This window comes from Tepidibacter aestuarii (assembly GCF_934924865.1).
GTDB lineage: Bacteria > Bacillota > Clostridia > Peptostreptococcales > Peptostreptococcaceae > Tepidibacter_A > Tepidibacter_A aestuarii.
In genome coordinates this window covers 586,752-611,281 of record NZ_OW235315.1, presented here as the reverse complement: position 1 = coordinate 611,281, position 24,530 = coordinate 586,752, and the positions used below count along the sequence as shown (strand labels likewise).

At 29.8% G+C, this 24,530-nt stretch carries 24 protein-coding genes, 2 pseudogenes and 1 riboswitch; of the genes and pseudogenes, 1 reads left to right on the top strand and 25 read right to left on the bottom strand.

What is annotated here, in order from left to right:
• Nucleotides 1-220: 220 nt before the first annotated feature.
• The 24 genes and pseudogenes from M2214_RS02920 to queG form a co-directional block, all read right to left on the bottom strand.
• On the bottom strand, nucleotides 221-1,162 hold the full coding sequence (locus M2214_RS02920; protein ID WP_248482645.1) for an ABC transporter permease: 942 nt from the start codon (nucleotides 1,160-1,162) through the stop codon (nucleotides 221-223).
• On the bottom strand, nucleotides 1,155-2,219 hold the full coding sequence (locus M2214_RS02915; protein WP_248482643.1) for an ABC transporter permease: 1,065 nt from the start codon (nucleotides 2,217-2,219) through the stop codon (nucleotides 1,155-1,157). Before M2214_RS02915 ends, M2214_RS02920 begins: the two co-directional genes overlap by 8 nt.
• Nucleotides 2,209-3,711, bottom strand: coding sequence for an ABC transporter ATP-binding protein (locus tag M2214_RS02910; RefSeq protein ID WP_248484739.1), 1,503 nt, complete (start codon nucleotides 3,709-3,711; stop codon nucleotides 2,209-2,211). The genes M2214_RS02915 and M2214_RS02910 overlap by 11 nt, the downstream gene beginning before the upstream one ends.
• Nucleotides 3,712-3,993: 282 nt before the next feature.
• Entirely contained in the window at nucleotides 3,994-5,028 is a 1,035-nt protein-coding gene (locus M2214_RS02905; protein ID WP_248484738.1) for a BMP family ABC transporter substrate-binding protein, read from the bottom strand.
• A 435-nt stretch (nucleotides 5,029-5,463) separates the two neighbouring features.
• Entirely contained in the window at nucleotides 5,464-6,774 is a 1,311-nt protein-coding gene (gene grdB / locus M2214_RS02900; protein ID WP_248482641.1) for a glycine reductase complex selenoprotein B, read from the bottom strand.
• 27 nt (nucleotides 6,775-6,801) lie between these two features.
• Nucleotides 6,802-7,278, bottom strand: a complete 477-nt coding sequence (grdA, locus tag M2214_RS02895) for a glycine/sarcosine/betaine reductase complex selenoprotein A (protein ID WP_248482639.1) — start codon at nucleotides 7,276-7,278, stop codon at nucleotides 6,802-6,804.
• 49 nt (nucleotides 7,279-7,327) lie between these two features.
• Nucleotides 7,328-8,614, bottom strand: coding sequence for a glycine/sarcosine/betaine reductase component B subunit (locus tag M2214_RS02890; RefSeq protein ID WP_248482637.1), 1,287 nt, complete (start codon nucleotides 8,612-8,614; stop codon nucleotides 7,328-7,330).
• Nucleotides 8,615-8,684: 70 nt separating this feature from the next.
• On the bottom strand, nucleotides 8,685-9,002 hold the full coding sequence (trxA, locus tag M2214_RS02885) for a thioredoxin TrxA (protein WP_248482635.1): 318 nt from the start codon (nucleotides 9,000-9,002) through the stop codon (nucleotides 8,685-8,687).
• A 188-nt stretch (nucleotides 9,003-9,190) separates the two neighbouring features.
• Nucleotides 9,191-9,571, bottom strand: a complete 381-nt coding sequence (locus M2214_RS02880; RefSeq protein ID WP_248482633.1) for a GrdX family protein — start codon at nucleotides 9,569-9,571, stop codon at nucleotides 9,191-9,193.
• 114 nt (nucleotides 9,572-9,685) lie between these two features.
• Nucleotides 9,686-9,787: riboswitch (glycine riboswitch) on the bottom strand.
• A gap of 526 nt (nucleotides 9,788-10,313) precedes the next feature.
• Nucleotides 10,314-11,153, bottom strand: coding sequence for a DegV family protein (locus tag M2214_RS02875; protein WP_248482631.1), 840 nt, complete (start codon nucleotides 11,151-11,153; stop codon nucleotides 10,314-10,316).
• A 108-nt stretch (nucleotides 11,154-11,261) separates the two neighbouring features.
• Nucleotides 11,262-11,987: pseudogene (locus tag M2214_RS02870) on the bottom strand (DegV family protein).
• 10 nt (nucleotides 11,988-11,997) lie between these two features.
• Nucleotides 11,998-12,468 carry a tRNA (uridine(34)/cytosine(34)/5-carboxymethylaminomethyluridine(34)-2'-O)-methyltransferase TrmL gene (trmL, locus tag M2214_RS02865; protein WP_248482629.1) on the bottom strand — a complete coding sequence of 157 codons (471 nt, stop codon included), beginning with the start codon at nucleotides 12,466-12,468 and terminating at the stop codon, nucleotides 11,998-12,000.
• A 214-nt stretch (nucleotides 12,469-12,682) separates the two neighbouring features.
• Nucleotides 12,683-13,846: a DUF362 domain-containing protein gene (locus tag M2214_RS02860; RefSeq protein WP_248482628.1), complete on the bottom strand. Its 1,164-nt coding sequence runs from the start codon at nucleotides 13,844-13,846 to the stop codon at nucleotides 12,683-12,685.
• A gap of 8 nt (nucleotides 13,847-13,854) precedes the next feature.
• Nucleotides 13,855-14,682 (bottom strand): Cof-type HAD-IIB family hydrolase, encoded by an 828-nt coding sequence (locus tag M2214_RS02855; protein ID WP_248482626.1) that lies wholly within the window; start codon nucleotides 14,680-14,682, stop codon nucleotides 13,855-13,857.
• Nucleotides 14,683-14,687: 5 nt separating this feature from the next.
• On the bottom strand, nucleotides 14,688-15,293 hold the full coding sequence (locus tag M2214_RS02850; protein WP_248482624.1) for a histidine phosphatase family protein: 606 nt from the start codon (nucleotides 15,291-15,293) through the stop codon (nucleotides 14,688-14,690).
• On the bottom strand, nucleotides 15,287-16,054 hold the full coding sequence (gene cobS, locus M2214_RS02845; RefSeq protein WP_248482622.1) for an adenosylcobinamide-GDP ribazoletransferase: 768 nt from the start codon (nucleotides 16,052-16,054) through the stop codon (nucleotides 15,287-15,289). The genes M2214_RS02850 and cobS overlap by 7 nt, the downstream gene beginning before the upstream one ends.
• A 4-nt stretch (nucleotides 16,055-16,058) precedes the next feature.
• Entirely contained in the window at nucleotides 16,059-16,604 is a 546-nt protein-coding gene (cobU, locus tag M2214_RS02840; protein WP_330651579.1) for a bifunctional adenosylcobinamide kinase/adenosylcobinamide-phosphate guanylyltransferase, read from the bottom strand.
• Nucleotides 16,549-17,382 (bottom strand): DUF2225 domain-containing protein, encoded by an 834-nt coding sequence (locus M2214_RS02835; RefSeq protein ID WP_248482618.1) that lies wholly within the window; start codon nucleotides 17,380-17,382, stop codon nucleotides 16,549-16,551. The genes cobU and M2214_RS02835 overlap by 56 nt, the downstream gene beginning before the upstream one ends.
• 96 nt (nucleotides 17,383-17,478) lie before the next feature.
• Nucleotides 17,479-17,850, bottom strand: coding sequence for a G5 domain-containing protein (locus M2214_RS02830; protein WP_256466720.1), 372 nt, complete (start codon nucleotides 17,848-17,850; stop codon nucleotides 17,479-17,481).
• 42 nt (nucleotides 17,851-17,892) lie between these two features.
• Nucleotides 17,893-18,723, bottom strand: a pseudogene (locus tag M2214_RS02825) (VanW family protein); the annotation flags it as partial.
• Nucleotides 18,724-18,979: 256 nt separating this feature from the next.
• Nucleotides 18,980-19,606: an endonuclease III gene (nth, locus tag M2214_RS02820; protein WP_248482616.1), complete on the bottom strand. Its 627-nt coding sequence runs from the start codon at nucleotides 19,604-19,606 to the stop codon at nucleotides 18,980-18,982.
• A 9-nt stretch (nucleotides 19,607-19,615) separates the two neighbouring features.
• A complete protein-coding gene (locus M2214_RS02815; RefSeq protein ID WP_248482614.1) occupies nucleotides 19,616-19,912 on the bottom strand; it encodes a DUF503 domain-containing protein in 297 nt (98 codons plus the stop codon).
• Nucleotides 19,913-19,943: 31 nt separating this feature from the next.
• Complete coding sequence (locus tag M2214_RS02810; RefSeq protein ID WP_248482612.1) at nucleotides 19,944-22,160, bottom strand: Lon protease family protein; 2,217 nt, start codon at nucleotides 22,158-22,160, stop codon at nucleotides 19,944-19,946.
• Nucleotides 22,161-22,357: 197 nt separating this feature from the next.
• Nucleotides 22,358-23,251 (bottom strand): tRNA epoxyqueuosine(34) reductase QueG, encoded by an 894-nt coding sequence (queG, locus tag M2214_RS02805; protein WP_248482610.1) that lies wholly within the window; start codon nucleotides 23,249-23,251, stop codon nucleotides 22,358-22,360.
• 75 nt (nucleotides 23,252-23,326) lie between these two features.
• Between queG and M2214_RS02800 the strand changes: the two genes are divergently transcribed.
• On the top strand, nucleotides 23,327-23,740 hold the full coding sequence (locus M2214_RS02800) for a RusA family crossover junction endodeoxyribonuclease (RefSeq protein WP_248482608.1): 414 nt from the start codon (nucleotides 23,327-23,329) through the stop codon (nucleotides 23,738-23,740).
• A 26-nt stretch (nucleotides 23,741-23,766) separates the two neighbouring features.
• Here M2214_RS02800 and M2214_RS02795 read toward each other — a convergent pair whose 3' ends face one another.
• Nucleotides 23,767-24,462, bottom strand: a complete 696-nt coding sequence (locus tag M2214_RS02795; RefSeq protein WP_248482606.1) for a ZIP family metal transporter — start codon at nucleotides 24,460-24,462, stop codon at nucleotides 23,767-23,769.
• Nucleotides 24,463-24,530 lie beyond the last annotated feature (68 nt).

Below are 24,530 nucleotides of genomic sequence, written 5' to 3'. Positions count from 1 at the left end.
ATTCACCTCTTCATATTAGAATCTTAAACAAATTTAATTTCCCTAGACATAAAAAAGTCTTTATTTTAAAGATTTTAGTTGTAGCCTTTTTTTAAATTGGCAACAGAAATTATACTTATTTACAATTTAAAAATTATATAACGAATTAATATATAGAACAATCATATAATTTCCTTATAAATAAAAAAAGGCGATAAAATCGCCTTTTTTATATACATTATTATCTTTCACCTTTTTCGTACGGTTCTCCATTAGCTGCTGGTCCATTTCCTTTTCCAACAAATAATACTAATACAATTAAAGTTATTAAATAAGGTACCATTGATAGTAAGTTTTCCGATACACTAAATCCTACACTTGGATTTCCTAAAAATACAACAAGTCCTGTAGATGCACCAAATAATAATGATGCAAGCATAGCTCCTTGCGGCTTCCACTTACCGAATATAACTGCTGCAAGAGCTATATAACCTTGACCTGAAATCAATGTAGGTCTAAATGTTGAAACTATAGCTAAACTCATTGATGCTCCACCAAAACCTGCAAGGATACCCGATAATATTACACCTAAATATTTAATCTTATATACATTTATTCCTAATGTATCAGCAGCTTTTGGATGCTCTCCAACTGCTCTTATTCTAAGACCAAGTTTAGTCTTATACAGTATAAACCAAGTAAGTAAAACTAAAGCAAATGCTATATAAACTGTAGCATAAGTATTAAATACTATATCCATAAAGCTTCCTTTAGCGAATATTCCATTTAACGGTCTTGGCATTTTCTGAGTTAACTGCATAGGCGGAGTCATAGTTGATCCATCAAATAATCTTCTACATAAAAACAATGCAAAACCTGGTGCTAAAAAGTTTATTGCTATACCTGAAACTACGTGATCTGCATTAAATTTTATTGTAGCTATAGCGTGTAAAAGTGCAAATATACCTCCTGCTATACCAGCTACTAAAAATGCTATCCACGGATTTCCTGTCATTACAGCGGCTGCTGCTCCCGCAAAAGCTCCTATAGTCATCATACCTTCAAGCCCTATATTTACAACGCCGGTATTTTCAGAAAAAATTCCTCCTAAAGAAGTAAATATAAGCGGTGTTGAGTACATAAGGGTTGTACTAAGTATCATAGCCAAATTTTTACTAAACATCAGCTTTTCCTCCCCTCATCTTATCTATTATAATTTTTACCATTCTACTTGCTGCAATAAAGTAAATTATAGAACCTATAACTATATTTATAACTTCAGTTGGCGCTCCAATATTTTGCATCTTTCCTCCACCATATTTAAGAGCTCCGAATAAAAATCCTCCAAATATAGCTCCTATAGGAGTATTATTTCCTATCAATGCAACTGCAATTCCATCAAAACCGTATCCTTCTTGAGCTGCAAGTATAGTTATCTTATGAGCTACTCCCATAACGTGCATAGCTCCTGCTGCTCCTGCTAAAAGACCTGCTATAGCCATTGATATTACCATAGATTTGTTAACATTTATTCCCGCATACTCTGCTGCATATTTGTTAAATCCAACTGCTCTTAGTTCAAATCCTAACACAGTTTTATATAATAAATATGATATTATAACTATTAATATTAAAGCAACTACTATTCCCCAGTTAACCTTGGTTGCCGGTCCAACTAAAGATTTAAGCCATGTTATATCTATAGTTGCAGTATCTTGTATACTATAAGATGCCTCTGTATTAGGCTTTTTAAATCCTTCTATCATTATACAATAGTTTGAAAGATAAAATGCTATCCAGTTTAACATTATAGTGGATATAACCTCATTAACTCCAAATTTAGACTTTAGTAGCCCTGCAATTCCTCCCCATATAGCTCCAGCTAAACATGCACTTAAAAGAGTTAATGGAACATGGATAATTGCAGGTAGGTGTACAAAATATCCTACAATAGTTGCAGTTAATGCTCCAATTATAAACTGACCTTCAGCTCCTATATTGAATAATCCTGTTCTAAATGCAAATGCAACAGATAATCCTGTAAGTATTAGAGGAGTTGACTTTATTACTGTCCAAGCTAAATACTTAGGCTTTCCAAATATTCCTTTGATCATCTCAGAATATCCTTCTATAGGACTAAATCCAGATACACTAAGTACAACAGCTCCTACTATTAAACCTAGAATTATAGATATTAGCGTATATAGTAGCGTATCGTTAATTATTTTTTTATTCTTCATCCTCAGTACCTCCTGCCATCATAAGACCTAGAGTATTTTCATCAGCGTCTTTAGAATCTACGATACCAACTATCTTTCCTTCGTAAATTACCGCTATTCTATCAGAAACACTCATAACCTCATCTAATTCTAAAGATACTAAAAGTACTCCTTTTCCTTTATCTCTTTGCTCTACTAATGATTTATGAACGAATTCTATAGCTCCAACGTCAAGCCCTCTTGTAGGTTGAGTAGCTATTAATAAATCAGGATCATTAGTTACCTCTCTAGCTATGATTATCTTTTGTTGGTTACCTCCAGACAGTGCTCTTGCTTTTAAAGTTTCATCTTCTGGCCTTACATCAAATTTAGCTATTAACTCTTTGGCAAAACTCTTTATATTGTCTTCTAATAATCTGAATCCTTTAGAGAACTGCGGTTTTGCATAATTTTCAAGTACCATATTCTCCGCAACCGTAAAATCAAGAACCAAACCTCTTTTTTGTCTATCCTCAGGTATATTATAAAGACCGTTTTCAAATATTTGTCTAGGAGTTTTATTGGTGATATCTTTATCATTTATGAAAACGATTCCACTTTCGGCTTTTCTAAGTCCTGTAACCACTTCAACAAGCTCAGATTGTCCATTCCCATCGATTCCAGCGATTCCTAATATTTCTCCTCTTCTTACTTCTAAAGACAGCTTATTTAAAACATCTAACCCTCTGTTATCCTTTGCTACTAAATCTTCAATTTTAAAAACTACGTCTCCTAGTTTTTGCTCTTTCTTATCAACTTTGAAGTTGACTTCTCTTCCAACCATCATAGCTGCAAGATCGTCTTCAGTAGTTTTTTCAACATCTACAGTGTCTATATATTTACCTCTTCTTATTATAGTACAAAAATCTGCTGCTTCTTTTATTTCCTTTAGTTTATGAGTTATTATAATTATCGATTTACCTTGCTTAGTTAAATTTCTTATAATACTTATTAATTCCTTTATCTCTTGAGGAGTTAAAACCGCAGTAGGTTCATCTAATATAAGAATTTCTGCTCCTCTATATAATGCCTTTAATATCTCAACTCTTTGCTGCATTCCAACAGTAATATCTTCAACCTTAGACATCGGATCAACATAAAGCCCATACTGTTCAGATATTTTTTTTACATCTTCAACGGCTTTTTTCATGTCAATTTTGCCTAATGATCCAGATGGCTCCATTCCCAGGATAATGTTTTCCGCTACTGTAAAAGGCGGCACTAACATAAAGTGCTGATGCACCATTCCTATTCCATTTTCTATTGCTATATTAGGATTATCTATCTCTACCTTTTTTTCATTTATATATATTTCGCCTGAAGTCGGTTGATACAGACCATATAATATATTCATAAGTGTAGATTTACCTGCACCATTTTCTCCAAGAAGTGCATGTACTTCTCCCTTATGGACAGTTAAATTTATATTGTCATTAGCTGTAAAGCTTCCAAATTTCTTAGTTATGTCTTTCATCTCTACAACTTTTTTACTAAAATCTACATTTTTTATTGTATTGTCCAACTTTCATCCCTCCTTAAATCATTTTTTGCGTTTACCCTTTTAATTATACTAAACTTTTTTGAATATAACAATAAATTTTGATTTTTTTTAAAATTTATTCAAACATAATTTTTCTTATTATTTTATAATAAAAATTATGTTTAAATAAAACTCAAAAGAATTATAATTTTCTATTCATTATAAGGAAAAATTAAAACCCAGAATAATATCTGGGCTTTAATTTTATTAATATTTTTATTTCATAGCATCAAATTCTTCTTTAGTTGAAGGAACTACTATTTCTCCATCGATTATCTTTTGCTTTTCTTCATTAACATATGTTAATATGTCTTCTGGAACATTCTTATCACTAGTTGGAGCTATGTCAACTCCACCTTCTGCTAAACCATAAGTTACAGTTGTTCCACCTTCGAAAGTTCCCTCTGATAACTTTTTACTTACATCATATAATGCATTGTCAACTCTCTTCATTGCTGAAGTTATAACATTATCAGGAGCTAGAGAATTTTGATCTCTGTCAACACCGATTGCAAATTTTCCTTCTTCTTTAGCTGCTTCTATCATACCCGTTCCAGTATCTCCAGCTGCATGGTATAATATATCAGCTCCATTTGAGTACATTTGCTTAGCTATAGCTTTACCTTTTGCTGGATCACTGAATGAGTTTGCATATTGACTAAATATTTCTACATCTGGATTAGCTTCTTTAACTCCTGCTTTAAATCCATACTCGAATCTTTGGATAAGTGGTACTTCTATTCCTCCTATAAATCCTACCTTATTAGTCTTAGTCATTTTTCCAGCTATTAATCCAACTAAGTAAGAACATTGTTCTTCTTTAAAAGTTACTCCTATTACATTCTCTGGAGTTTCATCTCCATAAGAGTTATCTATTATAGCAAATTTTTGATCTGGGTAGTTTGCAGCAGCTTCTTTAACTGCATCTGCCATTTTGAATCCGATTCCCCAAATCAAATCGTTTTCCTGATCTACTAAATTTTCTATATTTGGTACATAATCTGCATCTTGCTTTGATTCTTGATAACTAGCTTTTATTCCAAATTCAGCTTCAGCTTTTTTAAGGCCTTCCCACGCAGATTGGTTAAATGATTGATCATTAACTCCACCTGTATCTGTTACCATACCAATTTTAACTTCTTTTGCACCTTCTGATCCTCCAGCATTTTCTTCTGCAGGTTGACCACAACCAACTAACATAGTTCCAAATAATGTTGCAGTTAATGCAAGAGAAATTAGTTTTTTCTTCATTGCCATAAAAATAAACCTCCTCATTTGATTTGATTATTATTTTAATATATTATTTCATGCAATATCAATTGAATATTTCATGAATATTACTTATTCTACATTCTTTTTCAGAATCCTTTCAAATTTCAAAAAAATATAATTTTTTTATAAATATACCCACCCAAAGATATATCTGTAGTTTTACTATGTAAATTATTATTTCAATTAACTCTTATATTTATTCAAATTAAAATTTTTTAATGTAGATTAGTTTGAATTATATATTGCTTAATCAGTAAGCATTTGTTAAGTAAGCTTGTATAAATATTATATAATATATTTAAGCATTTGTTAAGTATAAATATTATATACTATAATGTTCATATACTATATATTGTATACATTATATAGCGAGAAAAACTGGACAAGTATATACCTGTCCAGTTTTTTATATTCTTAATCTTCAAATACAGTTTGCTCAGAAACTTCTGTAGTTAAAGCTTTTAAAGCTTTCTCAACTATTCCTCTTCTAAGTGCCTTTTCATCCGCTGGTTCTAAAGCTGGATTTCCTAAAGGATGAGGTATTGCTATAGCTGGAACTATTCTATTCGCTCCAACAGTTAAAGATATAGGAACTACTGTACAAATATGAACAACAGGTATTCCCGCTCTTTCTATTTCTTTTACCATCGTTGCACCGCAACGAGTACAAGTACCTCACGTAGAAGTTAATATAACTGCATCTACGCCATCTGCTATTAATTCTTTAGAGAATTCATTAGCATATTTCTTAGAATTTGCAACAGATGTACCGTTACCTACAGTAGTATAGAAGTATCTATGAAGCTCTCCTATAACTCCTTCTTTTTCTAAGTCTCTTAAAACGTCAACAGGTATTACTCTGTCAGCATCTTCATTTGCATAAACTGGGTCATGTCCACCATGAGCAGTTTCATGAGTTTCTTCAGTTAAATTATCAAGTCCAGCTATATCATATTTTCCGTACTTTGATGCTGAAGATGATTCTATTCTATCAGGATTTCCTTTCGGAACTATTCCACCTGAAGTTACAATTGCGATTTTACACTTTGATAAATCTTTTACTGCTGGATTTGGATCTACTCTATCAAAATCAGGCATAGGATACTCAGTTACATATTCCTCACCTTTTAATTTTTTGATCATCATATCCACAGCTCTTGTAGAACCTTTTACATCTGAGAAATAGTTTACTCTAACTCCTCTTTCAATGTAACCATCTTCTTTAGGTGATCCTACAGTTTCATTTTTAGCAAGCTTAAGTGCAAACTTAGCAACACTTGGAAGAGCTTTTCTCATACCAGCAGCTGAATTGCTTGTTTCAACTATATAAAGCTCTTTTTTGAACATATCTGCTCCTGGATTTTCAGGATACATACCAGTAAGTACAGGTATATTAAGCTGATCTTTTACTTCTTTAGTAATAGATCCAGCTGCTACTCCATATCTTCCTGCATTGAAAGCTGGTCCAGCTATAAATAAGTCAGGATTAAATCCTTTTATCATATCCATAACTTCTTTTTTAGCAGATTCTAAATTTTCATTGAAATATGAATCTCCACAAACTACAGTTGCTACAACATCTGCTTCTTCACCTAAAAGCTTATCTAAATTTTTACTAATTGGAGGCATTTCGTCCATGATTAAAGGCTTAGTATCTGCCTTTTCCTCTCCTCCGATTCCTGCGAAAAACTGATTAATATAATGAACTACTTTTATTTTTTCCATTAACTCTCACCCCTCTCAGGTTTTTTATTAATCATTAAACTTACAGAATTCATCTCTTATGTTCTTCATTTCCTCTACTATTTCATCTACTTCAAGAACCATTTCCATCATACCGATTTGGTCCTCATATACAGATTCATCTACTTCGCCTTTGAATTTATCTTCTACAGCGTGATATACTCTAAGTCCAAGTTCTATACCAGCAAGTGGTCCTGCAAAAGTTGGATCTCCTGCAGTTACTGTCTCAGCTGCTAGACCAGCAGCTTCAGCTTCAGCGGCACCTAAAAGAACAACAATGTTTTCAGCTCCATGCTTCTCAGTTAAATCCTTAACACGTTGTTGGTTCTCTAGATCCATCGCTCCTGCAGCAGTTCAGACAAAACATTCTGTTGAAGAAAATACAACCTCTGCTCCAGTACCTTTTAAGCACTCTTCCATAGCAGGGCCTGGTATACCGTCTCTGTCACCAATTATGATAACTTTTTTAGCATCATAAAATCCCATTATATTCATCCTCTCTTCTTATATCATTTAATAGTTAAATATCTAAATTCTAGTATCCTTTAGTAGTTAAATATCCAAATCCTGTTTCATTTGTAGCACCTGTTATAGCTTGGATTTCAACTTCTATACTTCCATCTGTTCTTAAACTTCCGTCAAATCCACCAGCTATTGTATCTACAAATTCTACGTGTCCTATAACCTTATCCATTGGAGGTAAAACTATAGTTTGATTAGCATTTCCTCCTGTAACAACTGCATCCGCTTTAGGATCTGCATCTGCTAATGATTGAGATGCTCCATCTCTTCCCGCGTATTCATCTGTTACAATAACAGTCTTTACTCCTTGACCTTCAATTTTCTTACAGTTCATTATAAGATCTGTATCAGGATTTCCAAATCCTTCTTGAGAAACTATTGCACCATCTAGTCCTAAATATTTACATAATTTAGCAGTCCAATTTGAAGATCTCTCTTTATCAGCAAGATAAACGTTTTCATTAGTTATAATGATACCTACAAAGTTTATTTCTTTTCCATGCTTTTCATATAGATCATGTACTATAGAGTTATTAACATGTACATATGTAGGGTTTTTATCACAAGCAGATACACAGTTTCCACTTACTATCGCTCCATCCATTATTTCTGTTGGATATAGTATAGTTGGAACTATTTTCTTTGCATCAACTCCATATACATATGTATCATGAAGCAATCCTTGTGTTTGAAGCATATATACATATCCTACCTTTGGAAGGTCTGGATATTTTTCAACTGATTCAAGTAATGGCTCAGTTTCATAAACTTTAGTTTCATCTGGTTCAACATTTCTACCAGCTTCTCCTAAGTATGCTGCAGCTTTAAATCCAACCATACGAACAGCTTTTTCATGTTCATGTTGTTTTAATCCATCTACAGGCTCAGCTGTGATTACTATATTTAATAATTTAGAAAAAGGAGTATATTCAGCTCCTGGTCCAGACATATCCACTATACCTTCTTGGAATCCTACTATTTTACCAGTAGTAACAACAGCAGCTCCTTTAAGTACATGAGTTTTTCCACTTCCTACAGTATCTACCTTTGACAGTACTCCAGGGAATATTCCTCCTGGACCTTCAACCTTAACTCTTGGTTCTATAACGTCTTTAACTGGAGTTATTCTTACACTTTCTCCTGGACGAGCAATCTCAATCTCAATTGACTTTATATGCTCATCTCCTCCAATTTCCTTAATCATCTCATCTTTATTTACATATAATGTTCCACCTTCAACCTTAGTTTCATTGTCAAATTTTACATCCTTAATAAAGATATTTCCTAATTCTAGACGCATAATGTCACCTCCCTTTTTATTTAAAAGACTAAAACCAAATTTACTTTATTCAATTTTAGTCTTCAAAAACTTACAGATACTTCTTAATCATATTTTCTACATTTTCTTTAGTAGCATCATCTTTTGTAACTTCTTCTATTTTTTGACCATCTTTGTATATAGCTATTGTTGGAAGACCTAAAACTTTTTGTTTTATAGCAAGTCTTCTAGCTTTAGTTGTATCTAACTTGCAAAATTTGATTTTATCAGCATATTCTTCAGATAATTTTTCAATATCTGGCATTAAAGCTTTACAAGGTTCACAGCCTTCACTCCAGAAATCTACTAAAATATACCCTTTTGCTTCTAAAACTTCTGTTTCAAAGATATTTTTATCAAGTGATAACATAAAATAACCTCCCTTTAAAAATTTTGCATATAAATAGGTTTTACATATATTTTGCATATAAATATATATTTGTTAATTAGCAAATTTTTGCTAACATAAGCAACTAAGTTATATTTGTCATAATTCGTTAAATTTTTAGCATCATTTTGTAAAAATTTTAAATTATGTATTTTAATAGGTTTAGATTTTTATTTAACATAATAATTTACTGTCTCAATAACATTTGTTATTAAATCTAAGTCTATTACCTTAAAATCTTCTAATACTGAATCTGTCCATAATGGTGTTCTAAAATTGTTCTGAAATTTTTTAGTAGTATCTATGGCTTTTTCAATAAGCAAAAGCGAATCAGTATCTAAATCATCTACATTATCTATCATTATAGTTTTATATGGTGTTTCATTCGGCTTTATACTTCCAGCCAATGGATGTGTCAATAATTTGTATTTATTATGTATATAATCTCTACAAACATTTAGTATTCCCAAAAAATCTCCTTCTATATACTCTACTTCATATTTATCACCAAATTTTTTTACTACTAATGAATTATTAGTAATTATCTTCATATAATATCATCTCCTGTGCAAAGTATATTTCAGATTTCAGAATTTTCTGTATAACATAGTTAAAAAAAGAGAAGTGATATCCTAAGAATCACTTCTCTGTTTAATCCAGAGTCCTGTCCAAATAAGATCCTTTTGCCTGAGAATTTCATTCTATTTTTTAGGTTAAAATAAAACTTGTCCCTTCGGCGGCGTATAGCTCTCTCCCTTATTCTTCGTCCAGCAACTATTTATTTTTTTTATATCTCTTAAGTACATTATAAAGAAAAGTTATAAATTTATCAATAGGTATTTCGATTTTTTTTTCACAACATTTCGACACTTGACAACCATGATTATCTTAACGCTTTCCTAAAATTTAATTTAAATAATAATTTAATTCTATCAATTTCACTTGACCTTTCTTGTTTTTCGGCAAATAATTATACTTTAAACTGTTTAACTTTGACTATATTTTAACTATTAGCTCTAATATGCGTTTTTTAAAACATATATATCATATACATTTTTTTTAAATAGAATATATATTTCAGCAATTTTCTCTACTCAATATTCAAAATAATATTTCATTGTATTATATCTCATTTTTATAATAAATAACATTAAATTCCAATTTCACTCTTATAATAAAAAAACTTCCGCTTTCACGGAAGTATTTTTTATTAGTATATTTATTATCCTACTTTTTTGAATATTAATATGATACGTTAAATCTTCAATTTCATTAACTTGTATTATATAATTATTATTTCATATAAAATATCGCTATAGTACCAGGACCTGCATGTGTTCCTATGGCTGATCCAATATTTGAAACTATTATATCTTTAGGTTTTAATTCTTCTTTTATAACTCTTTTGAATTCATCTAATAACTCTTCATTATCAGCATGACTTATTCCTATAGTCTGACTTTGTATATTAGTGCTTCTTTTTTTAACTATTTCTATCATCTTAGATATAACTTTTTTCTTACCTCTAACTTGATCAAGTTGAGAGACAAGACCTTCTTCAACAGTAAGTATAGGCTTTATATTTAGTATAGTTCCTATAGCTGCCTTGGTAGATGAAATTCGCCCTCCTTTTTGAAGGTATTCCAATGTGTCAACTGTAAATATATGATCTACTCTATTTTTCATATTTTCTAATTCTAATAGAATTTCTTGAACATTTTTACCTTCTTTAGCCATTTGAGCTGCTTTTAGAACCATAATACCACATCCAAATGACAAAGCCATACTATCAAATATATGTATATTATCATTTTCAAATAAATCTTTAGCTATAATAGATGATTGATATGTCCCAGTTGCTCTAGAAGACCCCGATATATAAATTATATGTTCATGCGTTTTTAAATATTTATCAAAAGCTTCTTTAAATTTAGCAGGTGTGACTTGACTTGTTTTAGGAATTGATGAGCCTTCTCTAAGCTTTCTGTAAAATTCTTCACTAGTTAGATCTATACCGTCTCTATATTCTTTATCTTCAAATATAACCGTAAGAGGAAGCACTTCAATGTCAAATTCCTTTACCAATTTTTTTGGTAAATCTGATAAACTATCTGTTACTATTTTTATACCCATACTACGCCTCCTTTTCAAAATAAATAGCTATAGCGCTTAAACCTGAATACGCTGCTACAGTACAAGCAACATCAGAAATTATTATTTCCTTTGGATTGAATTCATTAATTATGTCAGCTTTTCTAGATACTCTAGGTCATTTGCATGATTAAGACCTATAACCTTTCCAGTAATATCTATGTTGTTGCTTTTTATATAATCAGTTAACCACTTTAAAACTTTCTTTCTTCCTCTAACTTTATCTTTTACTACCATTTCTCCATCTTTCATTGTAACTATAAGCTTTGTATTTAAAAAGTTAGATATCATGTACTGACTTTTACTTATCCTTCCACCCTTATATGCATATTCTAATGTATCAAATACTATTAAATACTCCATGTTATCTATCATGATCTGTATTTTTTTTATCTCATCAAGTATTTTTCCTTGTTTAGCCATTTTAGCAGCTTCTATTACTATTAGGCCATATCCTAATGTTATTCCCTTAGAATCTACAACTTAGATTTTTCGGTCACTAAGTTCATTTTTCGCAATAATAGCCGAATTATATGTTCCACTCATTTTAGAAGACATTAAAATAGCTAATACGTCATCAGAATCCTTAGTCAACTCATCAAATATATCTATAAATTCAAACGAAGTTACTTGACTAGTTTTAGGAAACTCATTATTATTTTTAATTCTTTCAAATACTTCATTAGCACTTATTCCTACTCTATCTTTGTATACATCTTCTCCAAATATAATATTCAGATTCATAACTTTTATATCATATTTTTCAATGTAATCTCTAGGTAAATCAGATACACTATCTGTAACTATTTTTACCATATTGTCCCCCTTATCTCATGTCTGGATAACCAATTTGTCTTAAAGCTTCATAAGCAACTATAGCAACAGAATTAGATAAGTTTAATGACCTAGCTCTTTCTATATCTCTCATTGGTACTCTTATACACGTTTCTTTATTATCATTAAGTAAGTCTACAGGAAGACCCTTAGTCTCTTTCCCGAATACTATAAAGCAACCTTTTTCATAATTTACATCACTATGATTTTGGTTAGTTTTCGTTGTAGAATAAAAAAACTTAGCATTTTCATTCTTTTCTTTAAGCTCATCAAAGCTATCATAATACTGCACATCTGCTAGATCCCAATAATCTAGTCCTGCTCTTTTCAAATATTTATTATCCATAGAAAACCCAAGAGGTCTTACTAAATGTAGTTTTGCTCCGGTTGCAGCACATGTTCTTATTATATTTCCTGTATTTTGAGGTATTTCAGGCTCTACTAAAACTATATTTATCGACATAAACATTCTCCTATTCTCAATCTTAATATTGCTATATTATAAAACTAAACTTAATTTAGATAGAGTTTTTACTCCAAATAAGTTTTTAGTCACATAAATATTCAATGTGGAGACTACCCACAATCTGTAAAGTTCTTATATTCATAGAATCTTGGAACTCTCAATCGTATAAATTTCCATATAATTATATATTAATTTTTTCTTTAAAACAACTCTATAGCCTTGCTAATATTTTCATTAATAAAGGCCTATTTATATTAACAGCCTCTACAGGACATAATTCCTGACAACAAAAACATCTTATACATCCATCTAAGTTCACTATAGGTCTTTTATCTACCATATCTATAACCTTAGGCGGACAGTTTTTTGCACAATCCCCACATCCTACACATTTATCATGTATAAACACAGGTCTTGGCTGTAAAAGTCCATTCAGTATTTCTCTTAAAAATTTCGGTACTTTTCCATCTAGTAAGTCTAAACTTCTTATCTCAGGGATTACAAAATCATCTATTATAAAGCTATCTATATTATCTCCTTTTAGTTCTATATCTTCATAGGTTCCAGAGCATAAATTTCTTTCTACACACCTTTGGATAGTAGGTACTTTAGTAGACTTTAATCCAATAATATTAGTAGCTACTACATCTAAATGATATGGACTGGTAGAAGCTATAACAACACCTATATCTCTTGCTTCACCTGCACTAGGTCCCTCTCCTTGCATCCCAACTATACCATCCATAAAAGATAATATAGGTTTAGATGCCATGCATATATCCACTAAAGCATTTGAAAAATCAACATTTTCTGGCATTCTAACATGGTATTCTGCTTTTTCAAGACCTGCAACTACTCCAAACATATTTTTAACTGCACCTGTAAACATCATCATCCCGTGAGTCTTCAACTTTGAGACTGATATAACCTTATCTACTTCATTCAAAACTTCAATAGCAGTTATTTTTTTTAGTATTAGTCCATTATCGTTCTTAATTTCTATTGAATTTGTATTATAATTTAGTTCTGCTCCTGTATCATTTGCTATTTCTTCTATTCCACATGCCTTATATACGCCTTTTAGTAAATTTATATTAAAAGGGCCTCCCGGACTATCTGCTATGATAACTTTAGCTCCAAAATCTATAATTGTCTGTGCTAATGCCTTTGCAAATATAGGATGTGTAGTAGTTGCATCTTCTGGTTTTTTTTTCATCAAAAGATTTAATTTTAATAAAACTGTTTCATTTTTATTTATATATTTGTCTATTCCACCTAAATTTTCAAAGGATTGTTCTATTGATTTTTTTACCAAATCGTAATCATATTCTCCACATCCACTTATAGATACCATTTCTTTTTGCAATATATCCACAACCTTCTTTAATATTCTATATTTAATAATTCATTTAACGCTTTAGCAACTCCATTTTGATCATTAGAATCAGTTATAAAGTTAGCTTTTTTCTTTACCTTGTCTTCAGAATTTCCCATGGCAACTCCCATTCCAGCGTATTCTATCATGCTCAAGTCATTAAAATTATCTCCAAATGTTATTATTTCATCTTGATTCACTCCAAAGTGCTCTGCTAATTTTTTTACCGCTTGACCCTTGCTCACACCTTTATTCATAACCTCTATATTGTTATGCCATGATTTACTAACTTCTATATTATCTATCTTATCAAGTTCATTTTTTACTTTATCTAATTTATCTAAATCATCATCAATTATTACAAACTTTAATATATTGTCTGTATTTTGTATGAATTCAATAGGATCATCCATTATTTGTATATTTAATCTATTTTCTTCTGTTTGAGTTTCATTCCACTTAGAATATTGAAGAGATGAATATTTAAGTTCTTTACAGTAAAATCCACTATCATTATAAAAATGATAGTATATGCCGAATTTTTCACATATATTTGCTACTATCTTACAGGCATCTTCATTCATGGTGTTTTCATATAATGTATTATTAGTCTTTTCTTCTCTTATTATAGCTCCATTACAAGCTATTATTGGAGCATCTAGTCCTAATAAATTTGCATAATATCTAGCAGATGTATATATTCTTCCAGTAGCTATTGCTACATTAACTCCCATTTCCTTTGCTTTCTTTAAAGCCGTCTTATTCTCTTTAGTAATTTCTTTATGATTACTTAAAAGAGTTCCATCCATATCAGTTACTATTAATTTATATTTCATTTTTATCACCTCAAATGTTCAGTATTGTTTAAACTGTGTATAACAGAAAAATTATCAACAACCTCAACTATAGTCATACTACAATTATCTATTTTAAAGTTCCAATGATATGTATGATCTTTACTTATAAGGTGAGATAGACAAGCCCTTATAACACCAGCATGAGATACTATTAATACAGTTTTACCATCTTGTTCCTTGATTATATCATCAATTTTCTTAGATATCCTATCATGAAACCCTATCATATTCTCCCCATTTGGAAAATTATATTCAAAAGATTCACTTTTTAATCTTTCATATTCTTCTTTATGATTAGACTCTATTTCATTAAATGTTAGTCCTTCAAAATCTCCAAAGTTCATTTCCTTAAACTCTTCACAAATATTTATCTCTACATTTTTTATTCGAGATATTTCTTTAGCAGTATTTACAGCTCTCCTTAAAGGACTAGAATATATCAAATCTATTTTTTCAACTTTCAATCTTATGCTAGTTTTCTTTGCCTGATCTTTACCTGTATCACTTAGTTTACTATCTATAAATCCAGAAAGCTTCATGCTCTCATTATCCAACGTTAAACCATGTCTTATGAATATAAATTTTACCATATATATACCCCCAAACAAATAAACAGCAGATATATTACCTCTGTAAGTTCACAAATACAACCTAATATATCTCCTGTTATTCCACCTATTATGTTAGTTATATATTTAGTATAAAGCCTAATTAAAATCCACAATACAATCATAAATATTATATTATAAATCATTAGTTTCAAATCCAAACCAAAAACTACATTCAACAAGACTATATATACCACTGTAAAAGCACAACATATAGCTATCTGAGTTTTATTTATTTGACCTATAAATACATTTCCCATACCATTTTTTCTAGGACTTTTATTATTGTAAGATGCAAAAGCTATAGAAAGCCTTCCATATATAGGCATCAATATTGTTAAATAATATATATTTGAATTTATAATCTTATATACAAATCCTATTTTTAAAAGTATAACAAATAATATAGCTAAAAGTGCATTAGTTCCAAGTCTTGAATCTTTCATAATTTCTAGTATTCTTTCTTTATCTCTATAACTATAAATTCCATCAAATGTATCTCCAACACCATCTAAATGAAGTCCTCCAGTTAATACTACTCCACAAAGTACAAATATTACGCTTCCTATATAAATACCAAATAACTTTGTAGCAATATATGTAACAAAAAAATATAGTATACCTAATATTAAGCCAACTGTAGGAAAGTATATCATACCTTTATTAAAATTTTCATCAAATTCTATATTAGCATGCACTGGTATTCTAGTCAAAAATGTTAATATACCTAAAAATCTATTCATATCCTTACCCCTTAATCTTTACTGGTATAGAGCTTACCACCAAATACACTTCATCACTTAATGTAGCTATTTTTTGATTAACCCTTCCAGCTATATCCCTGTATATTCTAGATAATCTATTCTCTGGGACTATTCCCATACCTAACTCATTTGTCACAAATACAAAATATAAATCCGTATTTCTTATTGAATCTATTAATTTAGTGATTTGCTCATTTATATAGTATTCTATACTATCAATTTCTTCTCTGGATATTTTATCCCAATCAACGTCAAAATTAAACATAAGATTATTTACAAGCAGAGTTACACAGTCCAATAAGACAGTGTCATGTTTTTCTTTTATATCGTCGATTATATTATATATATCCTTATATGCTTCATACGTCTCCCAATGTTGAGGTCTGGACTTTTTATGTTTTTTTATTCTATCCTTCATTCCATCATCAAAAGCTATAGAAGTGGCTATATAAGCCACTTTTTCTGATTTACCTTTACAAAGCTCCTCTGAAAAAGAGCTTTTTCCCGACCTTGCTCCCCCTGTTACCATCACTATTTGGCTCAATCTCAATTCCCTCCTTTTGTTTTTTTTCGTTTTCTTCAATATCATCACATTCTTCATTGCATTTTTCATCTTCACTATATGATTGTTTAAGTTTTTTATGTTCCTCTATAGCAGTATACCACTGATTTCTAACCATATTTTCTAAAAGTTTCTTTCTTTTTATATTAGGATCTTTTAAAGCTGTTTGAAACCATTTTATAGACTCTTCATAGTTTTGGAAGCTTCTGTTCAATTCACCTATTAAATACGCCATAGATACAGAATCCATTCCTGCCATAGGAAAGATTTCTTTTGAAAAACAATCAGTAAATATAGTCAATGCATATTTTTGAAATTTAATTTCAAGTTCTTTCTTTCCTTCTAATCTATACAACCATGATAACCTAAGAGCTAATCCTCCTATATAAGATTTCTCCCAATTAAGTATATTTCCTTCATATATAGCTAATTTATGCGTTTTTATAGCATCATCTACATTTCTTTCTTTTCCATAATCTTTGGGATTCCAAAGACTAGTTATTTTTTCTGTTATTATCTTATGATGATACTTTTTGATACTATTAAATTTGCCCTCCATGGCTGCATACCCACATTTAGTGCATACCCACACCGCATATAAATATGGATTTACAGTCTTATAATGAACATACAAATCAGTGTCTCTTTTATCTATTCTAAGAGCAGAAGTTTTTACTTTTTTTGTAGTAAATTCATTCTTACATATAGGGCACTTTACTTTTTTGTCATACAATTCTTTATCCAATTTATTTCACCTCTTTTAAAAATAGACTATAGGCCCTTTTTATTATAACCTATAGTCTATATCGTCAAAGCATTTTTAATTATAAAGTCCTATTTTTTATTCAAATAGCATATTATCTAGGCTCTCATTTGTACTTTGATCTATCGGTGTATTCACATCTGTACTTTGATCTATTGGTGTATCTGTATTATTAGTTGGAATAGAATCCCCCTCTATCACATCTGATGTTTTTTGAGTTTGAATTGGCTTTTTTGTACCTCTATATACAACTTTTTTTCTAGGAGGATAGTAACTCTTAGATATCAGCTCTTTTTTTACTACTTTCCCATTTTCATAGTAGATTCTATATGTATCAACTTTATATCCATCTCGTCCTTTGTCCTCTATTCTTTCTTTACCTAATGCCATGCTTGAGTCTTTTTTAACCTCAACTTGTCTTGGTATTTTCTGTGTAACAGCAGTAGTTATTCCTATATTTTTTTTGTCACTTGCATTTCCATAAATTCTTGAAATTATATTATTTGAAACAACTACATTTTCTATATATATAGGATTCTGATAATAATTTTTAAATTTAAAATCTATACTACCAAATGCTAAAGTTGCATCTCTTCCTTTAGATACATAGGATGATGGTATTGTATGATTTCTTCTATCTGTTATAGTTATTCCAGAATAAAGGGCTGCATTATATAGTGTAGATGATACCTAACATACTCCTCCAGCTACCCCTTCTTGTAATTGTCCTTGTACTATAACCGGTGCCATCTTAAATCCTTGTGATAGACCTCGTTTACCTGTAGTGTCATTAAATGAAAACTCTTCTCCAGGATTTAATAAAATTCCATTAACCTTTTCAGCTACAAGCTTAACATTGTAACTTCTGTTATAATTTCCTGAATTAAATTTTGTTGAAAACTCTCCTAATAATGTATTTATTTTAGATAAATATTCCTTAGTTATTTGAGCATGTATTTCTTTTCCAGGCATAATTATATCTGAATAGTTATTATTTTGTATATTGTGAAGTATAGTATCTTTTAACTTTTCTTTGTCTATTATATACCCGGTAGTCTCTGGTGTTATATTTATAGCCTTATTTTTTATATCTATTTTTGCATTTTGTGGTTCTTTGTCTATCTGATTGGCTATTTGATTTAAGTTATCATCCAGCTTTTGATCGTCATACTCCATTTTAAGCGTGATAGTTATTTGGTGATTATTTTTAAGATCCATAATAGTTTTTATATTATATATAAAGTTTTTATTTCTTCCAACTTCATATGCTGTATCAATAGCTTCTTCAGTTTTAAAATCTAATCCTATATTATCAAAATTCAAGTCAAAGGCTTGATCATTATATATAAGCTTTATAGATTTTTTATTATAAGTTGAACTTAATAATCTATTAGCTTCTTCTTTTGATAATCCCCCTACATAGATCTCATTTATAGATACATTTTCATATATCTTATCATCATTTTTAATAGAATAACTCCATAAAATAATACCTGCTAATAATACTAGTAGAATAGATACACAAATTAAAATAAAATTCTTCTTCAATTAAACTTCCTCCCATACATCAAATTATCTTTTAAGTATTAATTTCATTATAATACCTACAATATTTATTTATAGAACAATTATTACAATCTGGTTTTCTGGCTTTGCATGTCCTTCTTCCATGAAATATAAGTAGATGATGAGCTTTTGTCCATCTATATTTAGGTATAACCCTCATTAATTCGATTTCTGTTGCTTCTGGGGTCTTGCAGTCAACAAGTCCAATTCTATTGCTTACTCTCAATACGTGTGTATCAACTGCCATAGCAGGAATATCAAATGCATTGCTCAAAACAACATTTGCTGTCTTCCTACCAACACCCGGTAATTTAATAAGTTTTTCTAAATTATTAGGTACATTACCACTATATTCATTCACTATCATTTTTGATGAATCTATTATTTTTTTTGCCTTACTTTTATATAGCCCACAGCTTTTTATTAATTCTTGTAACTCCTCCTCTTTTAATAAAGCAAACTCCTCACTCTTATTATACTTTTTAAATAACTCTTTCGTAACCTTATTAACTCTAACATCTGTACATTGAGCCGATAGTATTGTCGCTATTAAAAGCTCAAATGCAGTTTCATAATTCAGCTCACACTCTGCATCTGGGTAATCATTTTCTAGTATATCTAGTATTTTATCTACCTGCATTTTTACCTCCTAGTAAATATCGGTATTTATATTAATAATTTCAATTCTTTCATCATTATCAATAAAATTTATAACTGAACTTGCTATAGAATCTATTTGCTTACTAGAGTTAGAAACTGCACTGAACCCTATTATACTTTTTTGCCACTTGTCATTTTCACCTACTTCAGCTATTGATATGTTAAATCTTGATTGTAATCTTTGTATTACACTCTTTATTACATGTCTTTTTTCTTTTAAAGAATTACATTCAAATATTATGCATTCTATTTCACAAGCTCCAACTACCATATTAATCACTTCCATTTATAAATTTGAATATCAAGATAGCTTAAAGCTATCTTGATATTTCATAAAACTTATTTAATCTCTTTATTATTTTATCATATATTTCAGAAAAAGATTTATTTGTTAATATTTCCATGGCCTCTTCTATTCTAGTTACAGGATATATATGGAATTCGCCTTTGTCTATACTATCCTGTACTTCATCTCTTAATACTAAATTTTCTAAATTATATTTAGGTATTATAACTCCTTGCTTACCATTTAATCCTTTTTGTTTACATATGCTGTAAAATCCTTCTATTTTTTGAGTAACTCCTCCTACTACCTGAACGTCCCCTTTTTGATTTATAGATCCTGTAACAGCTATATTTTGCTTTAAAGGAACTTCACTCAATGAAGATAGTAATGCATACAATTCTGCACCTGATGCACTATCTCCATCTACCCCACTGTAACTTTGTTCAAAACATATATTAGCTGTAATAGAAACTGGCTTTTCTTTCGAAAAATTCTCAAGTAGATATCCACTAAGTATTAATACACCTTTGTCATGTATCTTTCCACTAAGTTTTGCTTCTCTTTCTATATTTATTATACCTTTATTTCCAGGACTCGTTGTAACACTTATTACTACAGGTCTTCCAAATGAATATTCTCCCATATTAAGAACAGATAATCCATTTATAACTCCGACTTTCTCCTTATCAACACTTATGAGAAGCTGATTTGATTCATACATTCTATCTATTTTTTTCTCTATCTTATTTACTCTATTCCACTTTTCGTGTACAGCTTTTTTAACGTCGATATCATCTACAAATTCTGAATTTCTAATTTTTGCAAATAGATTTGACTCTATCAATATTTCAGATATTTTATTGAATCTAGTTGATAATTTTTTATTACTTTCAACAAGTCTTGAGCTATATTTTAACACAACTTGAACTGCATCATATGTCAAATGTTTCAAATTATTATCATTACAATAAGACGATATAAATTTTGCAACTCCTATTTCATTTTCATTATCTCTATCCATTTCATTATCGAAGTCTACCATTACTTTAAAATATTTATTAAATTCTTCATCATACATATAAAGAACATTGTATAGATACTGACTTCCTATTAATATTATCTTAATGTCAATAGGTATTGCTTCTGGCTTTAAACCTGTTAGTGTCTCTATTTTTATTTTTTTAGTTTGAAGACATATTTTAAGCATATCCCAGCAATGAGGATTTCTTAAGATTTGGTCTACATATAATATTAAATACCCTCCATTTGCCTTATGAAACGCTCCTGGAACCAACTTTGAAAAATCAGTTTTTATAGTTCCATTTATACTTTCATATTCAGCCTTACCAAATAGATTTAAATATGTTGGATTTAGTTCTACTACTGCTGGAGCCTTATCTACATTTGAATTCACTATATTATCTATAAATAAGTTAACCTTATACTTCATTAAGTATTCTTTCTCATTTATATTTTTTAGTTCTTCTTCATCCAAATAGAATATATACATATTTTCTAGTAAATCATCACTTAAATGGGCTAAATATTTTTTTATTTTATAGTTTTCTCCATATTCTTTCATCAAATCTTCTATATGAGGCTGTATTATATAAATTCCTATTTTTTCTTCTAATTCTAATAAGTTTTCTTTTGCTATCACTTCTAATTCTTTTATCTTCGATATAACTTTTATAGTTATATTTTCCATCTCTCTTTTTAGTTTAACAAATTCTTCTGATGTTGTATCTGTTTCTTCGTCCTTTGGTACAAATACCATTCCATATTTAGTATTTTTTAGCTTGAAGCCTCTTTCATCTCCATACTCTTTCATCTTTTTTATATAAATTTCTTTTTTTATCTCATATTCATCTAATATCTTATTTTTTTCCATCTCAAACTCTTCACTTTCAAACGCCCTTTGAAGCTCTATATATAAATCATCTATAAACTTTTCCATATCTTTTTTGAATAATTTACCTTGACCTATTTCAAAGTCAAGTGCTATTGGTTCTCTTGGCTCTTCAAAGTTATATACATAACACCAATCTTTCTGCTTAACCTTATTTTTTGTATATTCTTTTAATTTTTTTAATACATATGATGTTCTTCCTGTTCCAGTTTCCCCACTTATATATAAGTTATATCCTACATCATCTATCTTCAAACCAAATTCCATAGCTTCTATAGCCTTTGCTTGCCCCAGCATTTCCTTTAAAGGTTCAATATCAGCGGTTGTTTTGTATTTCATACTATACCCCCTCTCGTATTAATACATAGTATGTTTTAATACGTTATTTGTTTAGAGAAAAATTTCCCTTTATAACCGATATTATGAGTTTCTTACAAACTAGAAAAGTATATAAATTCCTATTTATAAAAAAGAGTCATATAATACTTTATTCATAAAAGCATTATATGACTCTATTATTTTTCTCTAGTGGGATTTTATTTTTTATTTATTATCTCTAAATTTCTAAGTATAACCTTTCTTCCTCTCCAGCTAAATGCCCTATCCCTATATCTTCTTTTAAATTCTTTATTTGATATAGTATTTATTTCCTCATAATCTATGTTATGCTTCAAATTCTCAATAAATTCATGTATTTTTGTAGTATTTATTTTTTTGTTGTGAGGACATACATCTTGGCATATATCACATCCAAAAACAGTAGGATTATTTTTAAATAAAATTTTCTCTTCATCAGTTAATTCTTCTTTTCTTTGAGTTATAAATGATAAACACTTTTTAGGGTTCATCTCAAAATTTCCAAGAAGGGCTCCGCTAGGACATCTTCTAATACATTTCCCACACTGTATACACGTTTTATCTAAACTATCATCCTGTTCTAATTTAATATTAGTCATTATATATCCTATAAATACATATGAACCATATTCATCATTTATTATATTGTTATTTATCCCAAAGTATCCAAGTCCAGATATTTGTGCTAAGTATCTATCTACTAATGGTCCATTATCTACAAATATCTTGTATTCAAATTCATTAATGTCTTTTTTTATCGTTTTTGATAGTTTCTCAAGCTTTTCTTTTACTACTATATGATAATCTAAACCCTGTGTGTACTTTGATATATTTGTATTTTCTACATTTCCCGAGAAATACGGAAATAAACAAACAATAACAGACTCTACATTTTCCATTGTAAGTCTTGGATCTATCCTTTTTTGTATATCCTTTTCTTCAAGACCTGTATAGTGACCTTTGTCGATATTATTTTTTAATACTTTTTCTAATTCATAATACGGTCCTATTCCCGCAATTCCTACATAATCTATATTTAAGTCCTTACAATATTTTTTTATATTTTGCTTCATTTAAATTTTCCTTTCGTGCAATTTAATTTGACTATCCTTTATATAACATTATACAATACTTGAAGAGGTGATTTCATGATAAAAGTTGTTATACCGGGAAGACCTATAAGTAAATCTAACTTTAAACTTCATAATGTACACGGTCAATCTTGGATGCCAAAGCAGGGAAAACATTCAAGGTATGTAGCTTATGAAAATATGATAGCAGGACATATAAATCAACAGTATCAAATGGATCCTCTTGAAGGTGATATAATTACAGTTTTGAAGCTTTATTTTCCTAATAGGAAAATGGGAGATCTACATAATTATCCTAAAAGTATTTGTGATGGTATAGAAAAAAGTGGAATAATAAGAAATGATAGACAATTAAAACCAGTATTACTGTTCGACTTTATAGATAAAGAAAATCCAAGAGTTGAAATCGAACTTTACAAAGCATCAGAATATGAGGTTAGTTATAGTATAAGCAAGAAATCTTCATTATAAAGATTTCTTGCTTATACTTTTTCATTTTATATTATCCCTCTTAAAATAACCATAACCACGAAACCGAATATAAATCCAAAAGTAGCCTTTTTTTCATTTCCTCTACAATGGCACTTCGGAATCATTTCATTAGACACAACATAAAGTATGGATCCTCCAGCAAAAGCCATGGAAAAAGGTATTAACACCCTTATATATTGAAGAGTTAAAATTCCTATTCCAGCAGCTAAAGGTTCTCCAAGGCCTATCAGAAATGTATATAATATAGCCTTATACTTTGAATGTACAATATTCTTTAGTATATTCCCTATGATCAATCCTTCTGGTATATTCTGTATAGCTATTGCTATTGCAAATAATATTCCAGTATTCTTTCCTTCTGCCTCATATCCAGCGCCTATAACAAAACCTTCTGGTATATTATGTATTATGTTAGCTACAACAAACATAAAACTTCCATCAACCTTATCTTCTGGCATTTTTTTCTCTAAATAATACATCAAAAAAGCTCCTAAGAGTATTCCAACTACAGCCTGTATATTATGACCTTGTTCAATGCATGGATATATAAGACTATACGCTCCAGCAAACACCATTATACCCGCCGCAAACCCAAGAAGTATATCCTCAGTTTTCTCATTCAAATTTTTTATAAATAATATAGGAATTGCTCCTACTCCAGTACAAAGTCCTGTTATCAAACTAGCAACAAAAGCACTCACCTATCTCACCTCTATATATATATTATCCAATATATATTTCCCTTTAAGGCGAAACTTAATTCAAATGA

What these genes read in the sequence shown, in the direction of transcription:
- M2214_RS02920 (WP_248482645.1), bottom strand. Translation starts at nt 1,162, where the DNA reads ATGTTTAGTAAAAATTTGGCTATGATACTTAGTACAACCCTTATGTAC.
- M2214_RS02915 (WP_248482643.1), bottom strand. Translation starts at nt 2,219, where the DNA reads ATGAAGAATAAAAAAATAATTAACGATACGCTACTATATACGCTAATA.
- M2214_RS02910 (WP_248484739.1), bottom strand. Translation starts at nt 3,711, where the DNA reads ATGAAAGACATAACTAAGAAATTTGGAAGCTTTACAGCTAATGACAAT.
- M2214_RS02905 (WP_248484738.1), bottom strand. Translation starts at nt 5,028, where the DNA reads ATGAAGAAAAAACTAATTTCTCTTGCATTAACTGCAACATTATTTGGA.
- M2214_RS02890 (WP_248482637.1), bottom strand. Translation starts at nt 8,614, where the DNA reads ATGCGTCTAGAATTAGGAAATATCTTTATTAAGGATGTAAAATTTGAC.
- trxA (WP_248482635.1), bottom strand. Translation starts at nt 9,002, where the DNA reads ATGTTATCACTTGATAAAAATATCTTTGAAACAGAAGTTTTAGAAGCA.
- M2214_RS02880 (WP_248482633.1), bottom strand. Translation starts at nt 9,571, where the DNA reads ATGAAGATAATTACTAATAATTCATTAGTAGTAAAAAAATTTGGTGAT.
- M2214_RS02875 (WP_248482631.1), bottom strand. Translation starts at nt 11,153, where the DNA reads ATGGGTATAAAAATAGTAACAGATAGTTTATCAGATTTACCAAAAAAA.
- trmL (WP_248482629.1), bottom strand. Translation starts at nt 12,468, where the DNA reads ATGTCGATAAATATAGTTTTAGTAGAGCCTGAAATACCTCAAAATACA.
- M2214_RS02855 (WP_248482626.1), bottom strand. Translation starts at nt 14,682, where the DNA reads ATGAAATATAAATTAATAGTAACTGATATGGATGGAACTCTTTTAAGT.
- M2214_RS02850 (WP_248482624.1), bottom strand. Translation starts at nt 15,293, where the DNA reads ATGGTAAAATTTATATTCATAAGACATGGTTTAACGTTGGATAATGAG.
- cobS (WP_248482622.1), bottom strand. Translation starts at nt 16,054, where the DNA reads ATGAATAGATTTTTAGGTATATTAACATTTTTGACTAGAATACCAGTG.
- cobU (WP_330651579.1), bottom strand. Translation starts at nt 16,604, where the DNA reads ATGGTAACAGGGGGAGCAAGGTCGGGAAAAAGCTCTTTTTCAGAGGAG.
- nth (WP_248482616.1), bottom strand. Translation starts at nt 19,606, where the DNA reads ATGCAGGTAGATAAAATACTAGATATACTAGAAAATGATTACCCAGAT.
- M2214_RS02815 (WP_248482614.1), bottom strand. Translation starts at nt 19,912, where the DNA reads ATGGAAGTGATTAATATGGTAGTTGGAGCTTGTGAAATAGAATGCATA.
- M2214_RS02810 (WP_248482612.1), bottom strand. Translation starts at nt 22,160, where the DNA reads ATGAAATACAAAACAACCGCTGATATTGAACCTTTAAAGGAAATGCTG.
- queG (WP_248482610.1), bottom strand. Translation starts at nt 23,251, where the DNA reads ATGAAGCAAAATATAAAAAAATATTGTAAGGACTTAAATATAGATTAT.
- M2214_RS02800 (WP_248482608.1), top strand. Translation starts at nt 23,327, where the DNA reads ATGATAAAAGTTGTTATACCGGGAAGACCTATAAGTAAATCTAACTTT.